17 protein-coding genes are annotated in these 15725 nt (G+C 38.2%); 8 read left to right on the top strand and 9 right to left on the bottom strand.

The window, feature by feature from the left end:
- Nucleotides 1-146 precede the first annotated feature (146 nt).
- From AC6CHV_RS15690 to AC6CHV_RS15680, 3 genes are all read left to right on the top strand, one after another.
- A complete protein-coding gene (locus AC6CHV_RS15690) occupies nucleotides 147-935 on the top strand; it encodes a Cof-type HAD-IIB family hydrolase (protein ID WP_498079179.1) in 789 nt (262 codons plus the stop codon).
- Nucleotides 936-1132: 197 nt separating this feature from the next.
- Nucleotides 1133-1888: a DUF2087 domain-containing protein gene (locus AC6CHV_RS15685; protein WP_498079178.1), complete on the top strand. Its 756-nt coding sequence runs from the start codon at nucleotides 1133-1135 to the stop codon at nucleotides 1886-1888.
- Between the two features lie 20 nt (nucleotides 1889-1908).
- Entirely contained in the window at nucleotides 1909-2265 is a 357-nt protein-coding gene (locus AC6CHV_RS15680; RefSeq protein WP_498079177.1) for a GIY-YIG nuclease family protein, read from the top strand.
- Nucleotides 2266-3551: 1286 nt separating this feature from the next.
- Here AC6CHV_RS15680 and AC6CHV_RS15675 read toward each other — a convergent pair.
- Nucleotides 3552-4064: a YbaK/EbsC family protein gene (locus AC6CHV_RS15675; protein ID WP_341329846.1), complete on the bottom strand. Its 513-nt coding sequence runs from the start codon at nucleotides 4062-4064 to the stop codon at nucleotides 3552-3554.
- Nucleotides 4065-4180: 116 nt separating this feature from the next.
- A complete protein-coding gene (locus tag AC6CHV_RS15670) occupies nucleotides 4181-4894 on the bottom strand; it encodes a YwmB family TATA-box binding protein (protein WP_341329845.1) in 714 nt (237 codons plus the stop codon).
- Between the two features lie 153 nt (nucleotides 4895-5047).
- Here AC6CHV_RS15670 and AC6CHV_RS15665 point away from each other — a divergent pair, with 153 nt between their 5' ends.
- From AC6CHV_RS15665 to AC6CHV_RS15645, 5 genes are all read left to right on the top strand, one after another.
- A complete protein-coding gene (locus AC6CHV_RS15665; RefSeq protein WP_309101759.1) occupies nucleotides 5048-5440 on the top strand; it encodes a cytosolic protein in 393 nt (130 codons plus the stop codon).
- A 145-nt stretch (nucleotides 5441-5585) separates the two neighbouring features.
- Nucleotides 5586-6197: a hypothetical protein gene (locus tag AC6CHV_RS15660; protein WP_440273656.1), complete on the top strand. Its 612-nt coding sequence runs from the start codon at nucleotides 5586-5588 to the stop codon at nucleotides 6195-6197.
- 134 nt (nucleotides 6198-6331) lie between these two features.
- Entirely contained in the window at nucleotides 6332-6826 is a 495-nt protein-coding gene (locus AC6CHV_RS15655; RefSeq protein WP_341329843.1) for a L,D-transpeptidase family protein, read from the top strand.
- A 95-nt stretch (nucleotides 6827-6921) separates the two neighbouring features.
- On the top strand, nucleotides 6922-7149 hold the full coding sequence (locus AC6CHV_RS15650) for a hypothetical protein (protein ID WP_341329842.1): 228 nt from the start codon (nucleotides 6922-6924) through the stop codon (nucleotides 7147-7149).
- Nucleotides 7139-7390 carry a LexA family protein gene (locus AC6CHV_RS15645; protein WP_165918166.1) on the top strand — a complete coding sequence of 84 codons (252 nt, stop codon included), beginning with the start codon at nucleotides 7139-7141 and terminating at the stop codon, nucleotides 7388-7390. The genes AC6CHV_RS15650 and AC6CHV_RS15645 overlap by 11 nt, the downstream gene beginning before the upstream one ends.
- Nucleotides 7391-7410: 20 nt before the next feature.
- On the opposite strand, the gene AC6CHV_RS15640 is transcribed toward AC6CHV_RS15645, so the two are convergent.
- The 7 genes from AC6CHV_RS15640 to AC6CHV_RS15610 form a co-directional block, all read right to left on the bottom strand.
- Nucleotides 7411-7779, bottom strand: coding sequence for a YkvA family protein (locus tag AC6CHV_RS15640; RefSeq protein WP_341329841.1), 369 nt, complete (start codon nucleotides 7777-7779; stop codon nucleotides 7411-7413).
- 168 nt (nucleotides 7780-7947) lie between these two features.
- A complete protein-coding gene (gene pepF / locus AC6CHV_RS15635; protein WP_440273646.1) occupies nucleotides 7948-9738 on the bottom strand; it encodes an oligoendopeptidase F in 1791 nt (596 codons plus the stop codon).
- A gap of 156 nt (nucleotides 9739-9894) precedes the next feature.
- Entirely contained in the window at nucleotides 9895-10776 is an 882-nt protein-coding gene (gene lsrF / locus AC6CHV_RS15630) for a 3-hydroxy-5-phosphonooxypentane-2,4-dione thiolase (protein ID WP_341329839.1), read from the bottom strand.
- 71 nt (nucleotides 10777-10847) lie between these two features.
- Nucleotides 10848-11933, bottom strand: a complete 1086-nt coding sequence (lsrB, locus tag AC6CHV_RS15625; protein WP_341329838.1) for an autoinducer 2 ABC transporter substrate-binding protein LsrB — start codon at nucleotides 11931-11933, stop codon at nucleotides 10848-10850.
- On the bottom strand, nucleotides 11926-12933 hold the full coding sequence (locus tag AC6CHV_RS15620) for an ABC transporter permease (RefSeq protein WP_341329837.1): 1008 nt from the start codon (nucleotides 12931-12933) through the stop codon (nucleotides 11926-11928). Before AC6CHV_RS15620 ends, lsrB begins: the two co-directional genes overlap by 8 nt.
- Nucleotides 12934-12941: 8 nt before the next feature.
- Nucleotides 12942-13943 carry an ABC transporter permease subunit gene (locus AC6CHV_RS15615; RefSeq protein WP_498079176.1) on the bottom strand — a complete coding sequence of 334 codons (1002 nt, stop codon included), beginning with the start codon at nucleotides 13941-13943 and terminating at the stop codon, nucleotides 12942-12944.
- A complete protein-coding gene (locus AC6CHV_RS15610; RefSeq protein WP_341329835.1) occupies nucleotides 13936-15444 on the bottom strand; it encodes a sugar ABC transporter ATP-binding protein in 1509 nt (502 codons plus the stop codon). Before AC6CHV_RS15610 ends, AC6CHV_RS15615 begins: the two co-directional genes overlap by 8 nt.
- Between the last annotated feature and the right edge of the window lie 281 nt (nucleotides 15445-15725).

Raw genomic sequence — 15725 nt, 5'->3', positions numbered from 1 at the left:
TTCAAGCAAACTCGAATCCTTGAAAAATCGTGGCATCCGCCGGAGGCTTTACCTTTATTCATTAAGTTTGAACCTCCACTATGAATTAATTCTCTAACTGTATGAAACGGCATGAACGCTGAATAAAGTTAAAAAGGAGAAAATAAATGCCTGATATAAAAATTGTCTTTCTTGACATAGACGGAACGATTTTGCGACCGGACGATACCATTGAAGAATCCACCAAGGAGGCGGTTACCCACCTTCAGCAAAATGGAATTGAAGTATTTCTCGCGACTGGTAGACCGCTTCATGAAATAACGGATATTGGAGATGAACTTTCAATTTCATCCTATATTGCATATAATGGTGCTTTTGCCATTCATCGTGGTGTAACACTGTTTAATGAACCACTTCCAGCTAGCTTAGTTGACAACCTTTTACATACGACCAAGGAAAATAATTACGATATTGTTCTATATACTCAAAATAAAAATATCTTCACTAGCATGGATTCTAAGATTGTAAAAGAGTTCATCGAAACCTTCCATCTAAGGAAAAATGCGCTATACGATGACACTGAAAAAGACGAAATTCTAGGTTCGACGATTATTACGAATGAGGAACATTCAGAAAAATGGTTCGAACATATCGATGGGATTCACCTCTCCTCGGTTAATGTGGATGGTATGAGAACATGTCACGATGTCATTCGTGATGAAGTAAACAAAGGGGTTGCCGTAAAAGCTGTGTTAGCTTCACTTCACATATCAACTGAACAAGCGGCTGCTTTTGGAGATGGCATGAATGACAAGGAAATGTTGTCAGCAGTCGGTTCTGGATTTGCCATGGGAAATGCCAATCCCGATTTATTTTCCTATGCAAAATATAAAACAACGGATGTCGAGAATTCCGGCGTATACAACGGATTAAAACAGCTAGGGCTAATTGAATAAATGAAAAGACTAGGATAAATAGATCCTAGTCTTTTTTGCATATAGTTAAACTTTCACACAAAATGTTTACTTTTATACAAACAACCAGATAAAGTGTTTGACTTTTAGCTGGGGACACTATAAAATTTTGATTAAAAGATAAACACTTTTCAAAAGTGTTTGTTCTATATCAAACGTTGAACGGATGTGTTTAAGTAATGGATATGTCGGAAAATTTTTGGAATGCCTCACTAGATGAACTTAAAAAGGGGTATATCCAAGAGTTAGATTCATATGTCTGCCTTTTATGTGGCGAGAAAATAGAAAAGGGGGTCATATATCCTCATGAAAAAGTTCTTTATGAGGCGGAGAGGTATATGCGTCTTCATATCGAAGCGACCCATCAATCTGTGTTTGATTATTTAATCGAACTTGATAAAAAACTTACGGGTCTTACGGACCATCAAAATCAGCTGCTTCGTCTTTTCTACCAAGGAAAAAGCGATAAAGAAGTTCAAGCCGAAATGGGGATCGGCAGTACTTCTACAATTAGACATCATCGTTTTGCATTGAAAGAAAAAGAACGCCAAGCTAGGACCTTCTTAGCCATCATGGAGCTATTAAAAGAAAAAGATCAACACGCACCAGCCTTTGTTCCCCCTCATAAAACAGCGACAATGGTTGATGATCGATATGCTGTTACAGAGCAGGAGCAACAAGAAATCATTGAAAAGTTTTTACCAGAAGGGATAAATGGTCGACTACTAAAATTCCCCCCAAAAGAAAAACAAAGACTGATTGTTTTGCGAGAAATAACAAAACAATTCGATAGTAACATCACATACACAGAAAGAGAAATCAACCAGATATTAAAAGGTTTGTATGATGATTATGTATTGATTCGAAGATATTTAATTAGTTATGGATTTTTAGAACGAAAGAAAGATGGCAGTCAATATTGGCTGAAACAATAAGAAGAAAGTGAGTGTCTACTATGGATCGAAAGAAAGTATTGAAACAGCAATATAAAGAAACGCCAATTGAAGCTGGTGTTTATCAAATAAAAAACAACCAAAATGGGAAGCTTTTCATCGGAAGCACGAGAAACTTTAAAACTTTAAACGGGTTAAAGTTCAGTTTAGAATCAGGTTCAGCCTCACCTACGAACCAAGCGCTCCAAGCAGATTGGAACCATTACGGCGCAAGTGCATTCAGTATTGAGATACTAGAAAAACTCAAAAAGAAGGACGATCCCTATTACAATGAAAAAGAAGCATTACAAGAACTCGAAAACAAATGGTTAGAACACTTCCAACCATACGGGGAACGAGGATACAACAAGAAAAAATAATGGGACACAGGGACAGGTCCGTTGTCCCTGTAAAAATACGGTATGGCGATACAATCCTATTTCCCAAATATTTGTTGTCACATAAAAAGAGCTTGAGTCGGGTGGTGCACCCCAGAAGTTAGAGTTGAAAATCTAACTTTGTGGGGTCACCACCTCACCAAGCTCTTTTTTTCATTTAGTTACGGAATGTGATGAGATAATCTCCTCATCATCAATGGTATCAAATACTTCAATGAAGAGATAAGTAGGCTTTTCATTTGTTTAAACGCCGCTTCTAATTTTGGAGAGATTACCTTATGTGCGGATTTGGCATCTTGTTTGGTATCCCAATAGTTTACTTCATTATATTTACCAGGAGTATCATCAAAAAAATAGACATTCCCTCTATAATGATGAGGATTTCTTTGGACCTACAGTCGCGGTTTCCCCTTCATATCCACGATGAAGAGGATTTCTCTGGGGCTACCGTCGCGGTTTCCTCTTCATATCCCCGATGAAGAGGATTTCTCACGATTTACCGACTTGGTTTCCCCTTCATAACCCTGATGAAGAGGATTTCTCACGATTTACCGACTTGGTTTCCCCTTCATAACCCCTATGAAGAGGATTTCTCACGATTTACCGACTCGGTTTCCCCTTCATCACCCCGATGAAGAGGATTTCTCACGATTTACCATCGCGTTTTCCTCTTCATATCCCCGATGAAGAGGATTTCTCACGATTTACCGACTTGGTTTCCCCTTCATATCCCCGATGAAGAGGATTTCTCACGATTTACCGACTTGTTTTCCCCTTCATAACCCCCATGAAGAGGATTTCTCCTGATCCACCGACTCAATTTCCCCTTCATAACCTCAATGAAGAGGATTTCTCACGATTTACCGACTCGGTTTCCCCTTCATATCCCTGATGAAGAAAATTTCTATGGATCTACCGTCGCGTTTTCCTCTTCATATCCCCGATGAAGAGGATTTCTCACGATTTACCGACTCGGTTTCCCCTTCATAACCTCGATGAAGAGGATTTCTCACGATTTACCGACTCGGTTTCCCCTTCATAACCCCCATGAAGAGGATTTCTATGGATCTACCGACTCGGTTTCCCCTTCATAACCTCAATGAAGAGGATTTCTCCCGATTCACCTACTCGGTTTCCCCTTCATAACCCCGAAGATTTGGATTTCTCCCCATCCACCTACTCGATTTCCCCTTCATAACCTCAATGAAGGGGATTTCACTAATCCTGTAAAAAAATGGTGGGACGAGGGACCTGTCCCTCTGTCCCACCTATTTGTTATGTACGGCCTCTTTTTGTTCGGTTTGTTCGGGTTGCCAGCCTTTGGATACGTCGACCCATTGTTTTGCTTCGGAGTATTGGAATAGTTCGTCACAGGTTAGTTCAATAGCAGAATTGATACTGCCGCATGCTGGAAATACGGTCGTAAAGCGTTTTAAGGACTCGTCCAAGTAAACGTCAAGATTGTTTGCCAAGCCAAACGGGCATACACCACCTATGACATGTCCGGTTTGTTCGACTACTTCTTCTGCAGACAGCATTCTTGCCTTAAACCCAAAGGTATTTCGAAATTTTTTATTATCAATTTTCGCATCCCCTGCTGCTACAACTAAAATGGCAGCATCCTCTTTTCCCCGAAAGGAAAGAGTTTTTGCAATCCGTTCAGGGGCAACGCCGATTGTATCAGCAGCCTGATCAACGGTTGCACTTACAGAATCAAACTCCATCACATCTTTTTCACGGTTCCACTTTTTGAAATGATCTTTTACACTCTCAAGTGACATTTAGTTTCATCCTTTCTTCGAAGTTTATTCTATTAATTTAGCATACAATTTGAAAAAGTCACAAAATATGCTCTTCCATTTAAAAATAGCTTGGAAACTAGCCCAAGCTACTTATTCTAATATTCGGTTGTAATTATTGGTGTTCCAATCGTTACGTCGATTTCATTTTTATCTGTATCTGCTCGTAAGCCTAGTTGAAGATTAATTTTTTCTTGTTTTGCTGTTAACAATTCAGATTCGAAAACCTCCGAGTAAGCTGATACCGACACAAATTTCTTTTCTTGTAGCTGTTCCACCATCTTTGCATTCACATCTCCAACCATCTTCTCGGCTACCTCATCTAATTGGTTTGATTTGGATCTCATAACACCGGAGACTGTATAAAAAGTATTTCTTTCCACGAAAGTTTCACTCACCCATTCAACATGGTCTGCAGTAAGCTGATTCCCTTTTGCTTCATTCGTGATAGCGATTTCGTATTTATCATTGGATTTATAAGCTTTTAGCTTAATTGACTCCGTAATTCCGTTATCATTTTCTTTTAATCCTTGCCAAACATAATGGCTGTTTTCTTCTTTAAGAATGCTTTTCCACTTATATGAACCATGATCACTCATGAATTTTTCAATCTGTTGTTTCATTTCATGTACATTATTTGCTTGTCCAACCTTATCTCGAGATAAGGCCATCCAAGATGAAATTTCAATTTCATTTTTATCGGCAATTTCTTTTATATCCACTAAATCGTTTTTTTGAATGATTTCTTCCTGATTATTATAAAATCCTGCTAAAATTCCCAACGATAAGATTAATGCAATTGTCATTTTCATTTTGTCCCTCACCTCCTTAACAAGGATAGCCAGGGTGATTAGGTTCTATACCTGAAAATCTAGTAATCTTAAAAATCGATTAATTTTCTTTTAGCTGTTTTACTTTTTATATTTTTAGTACAATCTAAAGATGAGCCTAAGGAGGTGTTATCTTTGAAATCAATTACTGTTTCATTTCATAAAGAAGATGCTGTTGAAGCAATGAAAGTCGGTATCCTCGAGGAAGACGATTTTAACCGTGTGACTGAAGGTGGTACGCGACACTTATTTGAGCTTGACACAAATATTGGTTTTTTTGTCTTTTTCGATGGTGCGGATGCCGAGGGAAATATACATTATCTTGCCCTGCAGTATGAAGAAGATAGTGAAGAACCTACATACTGTTTCTCATTTGAGCTTAAGGACTTTTATGAATTTATGGCATTGTACCTTAATGACCTTGAGTTTTCAGATGAAGAATCGGAAGACGAAGAGCAAGAGTATGGACCCATCCATCACCTCGCTCACCTGCTATATCATATCGTTGAAGATGCAAAACAAGCGTAAAAGGAAGGCCACAGCAATGTGGTCTTTTTTCCTTTTCAAACAGCTGAAAATATGAAAAAATAGATATATAGAAAATAATGTAAAAACCAAGGTTGGTGATTATTTGTTTGTAGATATCTTTTTTTCGATTGTTTTCATACTTGGTGTGTATTATTTGATTCAATACAGAATCAGTATTAAAAAGGCAGTCGATTTTTCAAAAGAAGCCCTTTACCCGCAAACGGAAGAGGAGTTCCGTGGCATCCTTATCCCGAATGAGTTTAAGGAAATGGAGCCCCTTTCTAAATCAACAAGATCTTATAAAATTGTCAAATGGGGAACGACTGCTATAATCATCGTTCTCATAGGGCTATTAATTGTTATTCTTACAACAGATTACTTAGGATCTTCCTTTTTTTCATTGGCATATTTCTTTTTTGCACTCATTAGTGCAGTTCGCCACCGTGGAAACCTCTTTTTATTACCAAAAGGTATTATCCTTCAGGGCCGATATTTTTCTTATAGCCGAGTCAAGGAATATGAAGTCGAGCGAATTGTCCGTTGGCATGATTTGTACGGGATTGAAGACCGATTAAATTTTAGCTATAAGTTAACGATTAAGGTAAAAAGTATTTTTCCATTCCTCAATTTCGTTGTTGTTGAAAATGAAGAACATCTTGATAAAATCATTGAATTACTTGAGACAAACGGCATTCCCGGAAAAAGAAAAGCAGACCAAACGCAACAAACAACTCCAACTATTTCATCCAAATCATAATACACGAGGCCTTGTAGCCTGGTGTATTTTTATTCCTCTTAACAGAGGATTGGCTTGTTGGACCACAGGTACAGACTCTTTTCCTTCGTTAATTAATATGATGAATGTACGTAGTAAATAAGGAGGTATTCCTGTTGAATCATACCGTAAAACCTGGTGAAACACTGAATCAAATCGCCAGAGATTATCGGAAACCACTTTTTGAAATCATTCGAGCAAATCCTTCCATTAACCCCAATCTGATTTATCCAGGTCAATCCATTATTATTCCAGGTTTCCCAGACCCCTCAACAATTCCCTTTAAAATTGAGATTTCTACTCAGAACCGTCATTTACGCTTACTGAAAAATGGAGTCTTACAAAAACAATACCCAATTGCGGTTGGCCGTATGCTTCATTCCACACCTATCGGAAACTTTATCATCATCAATAAAGCCCCGAATCCTGGTGGACCGTTTGGGACAATGTGGATGAGCTTATCAAAAGAACACTACGGAATCCACGGAACCAATGACCCGAGCTCTATCGGTAAATTCGTTTCAAAAGGTTGCATTCGAATGTATAACCATGATGTTGAGGAACTGGCACGAACCATTCCAATCGGTACCCCTGTTTTCATACATCCTTGATTTAAAAGCGAGTCTCCAAGACACGAATAAATGTTCTGGTTTATGTTGATAATAGAATATATGTTCGTATATAATATAAGAAAGGAGATGATTACATGCGCGGGATTTTACAACGAGCCCTTTCTCAACACACACCAATCGAAATCATCTATATGTCTCAAAACGGCATACTTACACAACGCCTAATCAAGGTTTACGAAATCAATGAACATACCATCAAGGCTTATTGCTTGCTTCGTCATAAAAAAAGAACTTTTAAAATAGAAAGCATATTATCTGCAGATGTACCCAGGAAAAAAGGAGTTGTTAAGTTTGCAAATTAGAACACTACAAATGCGAATGGAGGACACCGAACAGGAATTACTTCAACAAATTGAAAAATATATGAAGAAATTCCACAAAGCTCCGACGATACGTGAACTTTCTAGACTCTGTACTTCGGTGAGCTCAACAAGCACAATTAAAGCATATCTGGATCGCCTTAAAGAAAAAGGAGTCCTGCATTATGAACCCAAAACACCACGATCCATCACTCTAAAAAAAGAACTACCCCAGGCTAAATAAGGGTAGTTCCTTTCTACTTTCTAGAGTTTTTCATCCACTTCTGAAGTATCGACATCTTCACCAAACCAGTCAACTAACTTTGCTTTTGCCTTTGCTTTGACATTGTCATCAATATGGATTGCCACTTGGAATAATGCTACACCTAAGGCACCTAAATCATCGGTAAAGCCGATACCTACTGCAAGGTCTGGAATGAGATCCACTGGAAAAATAAAATACCCCAACGCAGCAAGAATCGTCACCCTTGCTTTTGCAGGCAAATCAGGTTTTTGAAGGACATAATAAAGCAATAATGCCGTATATACGACTGAATGGCCCGCTCTTAATGCAAACTTTTTAAGTTTTTCCCAAAATTTATCGTCTGAATAATGCTTTTCCATTTCATCCATTTGAATCCCCCATTTTAAATGATCAGAATCCTTTACTACTATTGTACTACATAGGCGAATAAATGAATCATTGTACAAGCTTTAAAATTTCACTTTCCTTATCTTATGCCTGAAATCCATTTTTACACAAAAAAACCTAGCCAAAATGACTAGGTTAAAACGTTTTGATCAAAAACTTCTTTCAAGCTCATCTATCAATGAACCAACATAGGCAACTGCTTTCTTAATTGGTTCCGGTGTTGACATATCAACACCTGCAAGCTTCATCAACTCAAGTGGTTTCAGTGTTCCACCTGCTTTTAATGCAGATAACCAGCGGTCGACTGCGGGTTGGCCTTCCTCTTGAATCATTTGGGATGCAGCTGTTGAAGCAGTCAGACCAGCAGAATACGTATATGGATATAGACCCATGTAATAATGTGGCTGACGCATCCATGTTAAAGCAGCGAGCTCATCCATTACTACATCATCGCCCCAGAATGTCGACAGCAACTCTGTTTTTTGTTCACATAAAAGTTTTGCTGTAATCGGGGTTCCTTTATCAGCCAACTCATAGATACGACGTTGTAATTCACCTTCTAATATATGGGTAACGAAATTGTGGTAGTAGGTGCCTAATGATTGTAAAATCACCCAGCGCTTCATCCGTTCATCATTGGAATGCGAAAGAATATGTCTGCTCAACAGCATCTCATTCATTGTTGATGGCGCCTCGATAAAATAACGTGAAGGACGGTTGTTTGAGATGCGTTGATTACGCCCCGCTAGCACAAAGTGACCAGCATGTCCCAATTCATGTGCAAGAGTATACGTATTTCGCATGGAATTATTCCATGTCATCAATATATATGGGTGGGCTCCATACGGGCTCGAACAAAATGCACCCGATCGTTTCCCAATATTATCTGCTAAATCGACCCAACGATTATGAATGCCCTCTTCCATAATTTTACTATATTCCGGCCCCATAACCTGGATGGCATCAAGAACATACTTTGAAGCCTCCTCATACGTTACCTCTGGGTCAAAGTCTGGATCAAGCGGAGCCTTTAAATCACTATAATACATTTTTTCAAGCCCTAATACGCGTTGCTTTAATTTAGCAAGGCGTCGCATATGGGGTGCTAATTCCGTTTGAATGGTATGTAACTGATTATGGTACATTTCCTTTGTAACCTGTTGTTCATCAAGTAGCATATCTGTTACAGATTCATAACCACGTAAGCGCGCTTCAATGACTTGCTTTTTTACCTCTGTGGCTAATGTCGCAGCATAGGTATTTTTATATTTATCCAAAGTTTCAGCAAAAGCTGCAGAAGCCTTACGGCGCAATTCCGTATCAGGAGAATCCTCATATTTTGGGAATGAGTTAAAAGTAAGTGGATGTTCGATCCCATTATCCGTCTTAAATGCTGAAAACTGCATATCTGAAGTTTTGCTTCTTTGGTAAATCATATATGGAGAATCCATCACCTCACCAAACGCAGCTAAAACTTCCTCTGCATCAGGGGATAGTGTGTATTCCTTTGCCTCTGAGATATCCGATAACGTTTTTATGAACTCTTGTAATCCCTCTTCCTCTTTTATGTATGATTGGATGGTTTCTGATTCTAATGCAAGTAGCTCTGACTTTATAAATGATATACTCGCACTTACACTGGAGACCAAGGATGCGGCCCTGGCAGCATTTGTTTGATAAACGGAATTCGTACCGTCTACCGACATATGTAAATCTGCATAACTCACAACACGCATAATTCTTTCCTGAAGTGCGTCATTTGCTAATAAGCAATTAAGTAAGTTCTTAGCACTCTTCCCAACAGTCCCCTTAAATTGAGTTACGGTTTGGATGTCAATTTCAACAGACGAAAGCTCTCTCTCCCATGCCTCATCTGTTTCAAATAAATCTTGTAGGTTCCATGTTTGCTCAACAGGTACTTCTGAACGTAATAATGCCATTTAAATTTCCCCTCTCTTGTAAAATGTTTCGCAAATCGAAATATACATAAATTATATCGTACTAATTTAAAAAGTTAAAATATTTTCTAAAAGGACAAACAAAAATCAAGCTTTTACCCTTATCCAGGCAGAAGCTTGATTTCTAATAAATTAGCATTATTGATTCGTTAAATCTATGAAAAACTCATATGCTTCCTTATCCGTATATCCTTCATGCACAACCTTTCCCACTGCCTGAATCATTTCTTCAGGGTAATCTGATTGGAAAATGTTTCTTCCCATGTCAACTCCGGCCGCACCACCTTGGATAGAATTGTACGCCAACGAGAGTGCGTCTTTTTCAGGAACTTTCTTTCCACCCGCAACTACTAATGGTACAGGACAAGCAGATGCTACCTTATCAAAGTCCTCACAATAATAGGTTTTGACTATTTGCACACCAAATTCTGCTAACATTCTAGTTGCTAAGAGGAAAAATTGGGTTGTGCGTTCCATCTCCTTCCCGACAGCAACAACACCCATAGTTGGTATTGAGTACCTAGTTCCTAAATTGACTGCTTTATTTAGTTGTTCAATTGTTTCCTTTTGCCCCTCTGCCCCGATGAAGGTTTGGATGGCTATCGCACTTGCGTTCATTCGAATTGCATCCTCAATATCAACAACCATCGATTCGTGACTCAAGTCATCCTGCAATACACTTGAGCCTGAGGACGCCCGGAGTGCTATTGATTTATTAAAGGTTGGGGGGACACTACTTCTGATTGCCCCTCTAGTTCCCATTAAGCAATCAGCATAATTTGCTAATTTCGGAATAAGGATATCTAATCTTTCTAAGCCTGATGTTGGTCCCATAAAATATCCATGGTCGAAAGCCAACATGACTGTCTTTTGACTTTTAGGATTAAAAATTCTTGATAATCGATCTTTCATTCCCCAATCTAAATTAGCTGCTCCTTTCACATGAAAGTTACCATTATTGGCAAAAGGAGTTTCTTCTAAAAATTTCTTTGCAGCTTTGTTTCCAATTACATCAGCCATTTTTTCTTCCTCTCCTTACAAGATATCTAGAATCGTATCGATAGTAATAAGCGAAATTTTGTTATAAGGTTTTAGAAATCATAGTCTCCTGTATTATCCTTCGTGAATACGATTCTTTCAGGTAATACAATAATTCCGGAATCTTCTGCCTCGTACTCATAGCCTTGAACAGAATTTGGTTCTACTTTTACTTCCCCTAGTTCCGGAACATCTACAGTGTCACCTACTTTTAGTTCATTTCCTTGAGCTAAATAGTATGCAATGTAGACTGCGAGAGCCCCTTGGTCTTTTACGTCCCATAAACCGTGGTTTTCGATCGTATCATTTTCAATATACTGTCTCATAGAATTTGGAGATGCAAATCCAGTAATGATTACATCCTCCTTATTTAGTCCTTTATTTTGTGCCGCTTGTGCCATTGCAGGTAAAGCAGTAGAGTCAGGACAAATAATAATATCGATGTCAGGATATGAATCTAGAATACTTTCACCCACTTGGAGAGATTTTTGTTCATTCCCATCACCAAATTGTGTTGTTACAACTTCCCAGTTAGGATATTTTTCTTTTATATATTTATTCGCATAATCAACCCATGAATTCTGATCAGGCACAGTTGGACTTGAATAGAACCATGCAATCTGTTGTGCTTCATCGGGATTTTCAAGCTGACGTGCTGCCATGTCAACTAGCATTGCACCAAGGATGTCAGGTGTACCTTGATTGATATATGCAGTTCGATATTTCGGGTCAACATCTGAATCCCAAGTAACAACTTTAATTCCTGCATCTAATGCCTTTTGTAAAGCTTGATTTAATCCATCAGAGGTAACTGATGATATCGCAATTGCATCAGCACCACTATTGACCGCACTATTAATAATCTGCACCTGATTTGCAACTGTTCCCTCCGGTGCGCCATCATATTTCACCTTAAATCCTATCTTTTCAGCCATTTCTTGTGCACCGTCATTACCTGATTCAAAGAATGCATTCCCAGTCATTTTTGGAATAAAAACGACTTCAATGTCACTTGCATCTTTTTCTCCGCCAGAACCATTTTCTGTACTTTTGCCAGAATCTTCACCGCTACAGGCTGCTAATAACAATGTGGAAAGAGCCACTCCCGTTAATAGTTGAAAAAACTTGGATTTACGCATGTAGATTTCCCCCTCTGTCCTTTTTAATCGTTAAAAATCTTTTTACCTTGGACTTGAATCCTGGAACACCTAAGAATGCAACCGAAGTGATTAAGAGCAATCCTGTAGCTAAGCCTATATATTGTGTTTGAACTCCTCCCATTTGCAATCCTAGCTTTAAGAAACCAACAACTATGCTTGCAAGTGCAGTGCCGATAACACCCCCTTTACCTCCAGTTATTAATGTTCCTCCTAGGACAACAGCTGTTAAAATTGGCATTAAATACTCCGCACCAAAATCAGCTCGAGAACTTCCCAAATACGATGTTAAAATTACACCCGCAATACCTGCGCTTAACCCTGATAAAATATAAGTACTTGTAATAATCTTCCTAGTATCGATACCTGAATAATCCGCTGCGTTCTGATTAATCCCAGTTAAATAGACATATCTCCCATATCTCGTTCTATGAAGTAGAATATAGGCAATCACTAGTATTACAAGAAAGAGGATAACGGAATGTGGTATTCCAAGAATTTTTCCATTTGCTAGATTTATAAACTCTTGTGAAAATCCAGAAATTCCCTCATATGTGCTTGTTCCCGATAAACCAACTAATACAATTGCAATTCCACTATATAAAAGCATCCCGCCTAGCGTTATAACCATGGCCTGAACTTTGGCATATGCGATAAGTACTCCATTCAGCAAACCACAGAGTCCTCCAACTAGTACTGCTAATAGGGCGGCAATCCAAATATTCATTCCAACAAATTGTGCTAGCATACCTGTTACTACAGAAGTTAGCCCGATAATAGATCCCCCTGAAATATCGATACCACCTGTAATAACGACAAATGTCACAAAAAAAGCAATGATGGCAATTCCCACAAAGTCATTAAAACTATTTAGAAGTACATTTAGATTCCAAAATCTCGGGTTAATTAAACCAAATATAATAATTTCACCAACTAATGTTAGTAAAAGGATCAAATTCCACTTCGGTATTTTTTTCAGCATCCCAGACTTCACACCTCCTCCTTTAAAGTTAGCACTCTCGCATTTAACCTTTCCTTTTTCGCCTTCTTATTAGCTCTACGGAAAATGAGGACATCAACTACGACAATAACGATCAATAGCGACCCTGAGATTGTGGCATTCCAAAATGCTGGAACTTTTAAGAATACTAAAGCTGAATTAATTGAACTCATAATAATGGCTCCAATCGCCGCACCAACTACAGAACCTATGCCACCGCTTAAGGAGACTCCTCCAAGAACAGCAGCTGCGATTACCGTCATCTCTATCCCTAATCCCGCAGTGGTTGAAATAAAACCAACCTGACTTGCAAAGATGAGTCCAGCTAAACTAGCTGAGATTCCGCAAATGACAAATGATATGATTTTATACCTTATTACGGGTATTCCCATTAATATAGCTCCATCCTCGTTATCACCAATCGCCGAGAAGTACCTCCCTTTCCTACTATTTGACAAGTAAAGATGTAGGATAATAACGGCTAAAATCACGATAATTCCTAATAGATTCATTCCCAGTAGATTAATCTGTGAGATTTGCTTGAAATTTGCAGGAAGATTTTCAATCCATTTTCCATCTGTGTATATTACTTGTACAACCCTTACAATTTCCAACATACCTAGAGTCATAATGAATGAAGATATTTTTAGTTTTGTAACCCCTATTCCATTGACTAAACCGATTAAAGCCCCAATGAAAATAGCTACAATAATCGCTAGAAAGATGCTTCCTCCGTCCCTTACAATCACACCGCTTACTGCAGCACTAAGTCCTAAAGTACCTCCAACAGAGATATCAATTTCTCCTGTCAATAGAACGAAAGTTAATCCAACCGCAAGGACTATATATAGCAAACTATTTTTCACAGAATTTAGTATGTTTTCCAAAGCAAGAAAGTCAGAGTTAACTATACCTACCAGCAAAAAAATAATAATCAAGAAGATAATGGTTCTAAATTCCCTATACTTCGTTATGCCAGTGATTTTAGACATGCCTATCACTTCTTCCTTTATATGTTCCAAATGCAGCACTCATCACATTTGTTGCATTAATCTCATCAAATCCAAGACAGTCCGCACACGTACCACGATATATGGCATATATTCGATCACTAATTCTTTCAATTTCTTCTAAATCTGAAGAGACCAACAAAATCGAATATCCATGTTTTTTTAGTTGTGTGATAATCGAATAAATATCACTCCTCGCTGCTGCATCAATTCCCCTTGTAGGTTCATCCATGATGATAAGTTGTGGATTTGTAGATAAAATCCGTGCTATGATTACTTTTTGTTGATTTCCGCCAGACAATGATTTAATTTCTTCATTTTGGCTACTTATTTTAATGCTTAACTTTTTAACATATTCATTTGTAATTGCTTCTTCCAAATTTTTATTTAGGAAAAATCCCTGATTTTTGATTACCTGTGCTGTGATATTACTACTTACCGAACTAATTGAAAAAGTTCCGTTTAAAAACCGGTCCTCCGGAATATAGGCTAAGCCACTTTCAATTGTTTCGTTTGCTGGTAAGTCCGTAATATCCTTTCCATTCAAATAAACTTTCCCGCTAGTTATTTTATTAATTCCATATATAGCCTCTGCAATTTCAGTTCTACCTGCCCCAACGAGTCCCGCAAGACCGACTACCTCTCCCTTATAAACATCGAAACTTATATTTTTAAAACCATCACCACAAATATTTTGGACCTTCAGGATCGGCTCTTCTTTTTCACGACTTATGAACCTTTTCCTAAACTCTTCTTTACCATTTCGTTCGCTTTCTTCTGGTAACAATCCGTTAATTAACATTTCTTTTGTAAAGTCATGGATTTCTCCTTTTAATGTCACTTTACCGTCTCGAAGAATGACTGCGTGTGTCGAAATCTGAAAAACCTCATCAAGTCTATGAGTGATATAAAAAACACCTACACCATCGGCCTTTAACTTCTCAATTAGCTCGAATAAGCTTTTCGTCTCTGCAAATGTTAGAGAAGATGTTGGTTCATCTAAAATAAGAATCTTCGCATTCCTTAGCAGACCTTTTATGATTTCTACTTGTTGCTGCTCAGCAATTGACAATGAATTTGCAAATCTATTCAAATCAAGATCCCAACCTAGTTGGTGAATTAATTTCTTTGCCTGCTCCCTTACCACTTGTTTTTTCCTATTTAACCCAATTGTGAGATTTTGCTCAACTGACATATTTGGAAATAATAAAGGTTCTTGAGGCACCAAATAGATTCCTTTTTCGTGTGCAATAGAGGGATTAAACTGGTTCACCTTCTCACCACTTACCTCTATACTTCCACTATCCGCTTTATAGACTCCTGTAAGTATCTTCATCAATGTACTCTTTCCAGCACCATTTCCACCGATAATCGAGATTACTTCAGATTCATAAATTTCTAGAGAGACACCCTTAAGGACTTCATTTTGGTTAAAAGTCTTATAGATATTGTCTAGCCTAACAAGCCTTTTTTTCACTTCCATAAAAACCCCCCCATGCCTACAAATCTCTCTATTTTTGTAATCGCTTTCTTTTAACGGTTTTAGATTGATTATCAAATGCGCCTTGGCGTATTTGCGCCCGGTTTTTTTCGAGCTCGCTCGAAAAACTACCCCTGAAAAATCGTGGCATCCGCCGGAGGCTTTCACTTTATTCAGTCGGGGTTTAAACCCACCACTGATTGATACTCAAAATTTCATTCATCCCCCACTTATAGAAGTAGGGACTTCTGCTGAATAAAGTTAAAACATTTTATTAAGGCAGG

Source organism: Ferdinandcohnia sp. GQ5, assembly GCF_059759275.1.
This window is presented reverse-complemented; position numbering and strand designations above follow the sequence as displayed.

Bases quoted from the DNA above. Each gene is read 5' to 3' on its own strand.
- lsrF (WP_341329839.1), bottom strand. From the start codon at position 10,776: ATGGCTGATGTAATTGGAAACAAAGCTGCAAAGAAATTTTTAGAAGAA.
- AC6CHV_RS15650 (WP_341329842.1), top strand. From the start codon at position 6,922: ATGCGCGGGATTTTACAACGAGCCCTTTCTCAACACACACCAATCGAA.
- AC6CHV_RS15670 (WP_341329845.1), bottom strand. From the start codon at position 4,894: ATGAAAATGACAATTGCATTAATCTTATCGTTGGGAATTTTAGCAGGA.
- pepF (WP_440273646.1), bottom strand. From the start codon at position 9,738: ATGGCATTATTACGTTCAGAAGTACCTGTTGAGCAAACATGGAACCTA.
- AC6CHV_RS15680 (WP_498079177.1), top strand. From the start codon at position 1,909: ATGGATCGAAAGAAAGTATTGAAACAGCAATATAAAGAAACGCCAATT.
- AC6CHV_RS15690 (WP_498079179.1), top strand. From the start codon at position 147: ATGCCTGATATAAAAATTGTCTTTCTTGACATAGACGGAACGATTTTG.
- AC6CHV_RS15675 (WP_341329846.1), bottom strand. From the start codon at position 4,064: ATGTCACTTGAGAGTGTAAAAGATCATTTCAAAAAGTGGAACCGTGAA.
- AC6CHV_RS15615 (WP_498079176.1), bottom strand. From the start codon at position 13,943: ATGTCTAAAATCACTGGCATAACGAAGTATAGGGAATTTAGAACCATT.
- AC6CHV_RS15620 (WP_341329837.1), bottom strand. From the start codon at position 12,933: ATGCTGAAAAAAATACCGAAGTGGAATTTGATCCTTTTACTAACATTA.
- AC6CHV_RS15685 (WP_498079178.1), top strand. From the start codon at position 1,133: ATGGATATGTCGGAAAATTTTTGGAATGCCTCACTAGATGAACTTAAA.
- AC6CHV_RS15640 (WP_341329841.1), bottom strand. From the start codon at position 7,779: ATGGATGAAATGGAAAAGCATTATTCAGACGATAAATTTTGGGAAAAA.
- AC6CHV_RS15610 (WP_341329835.1), bottom strand. From the start codon at position 15,444: ATGGAAGTGAAAAAAAGGCTTGTTAGGCTAGACAATATCTATAAGACT.
- lsrB (WP_341329838.1), bottom strand. From the start codon at position 11,933: ATGCGTAAATCCAAGTTTTTTCAACTATTAACGGGAGTGGCTCTTTCC.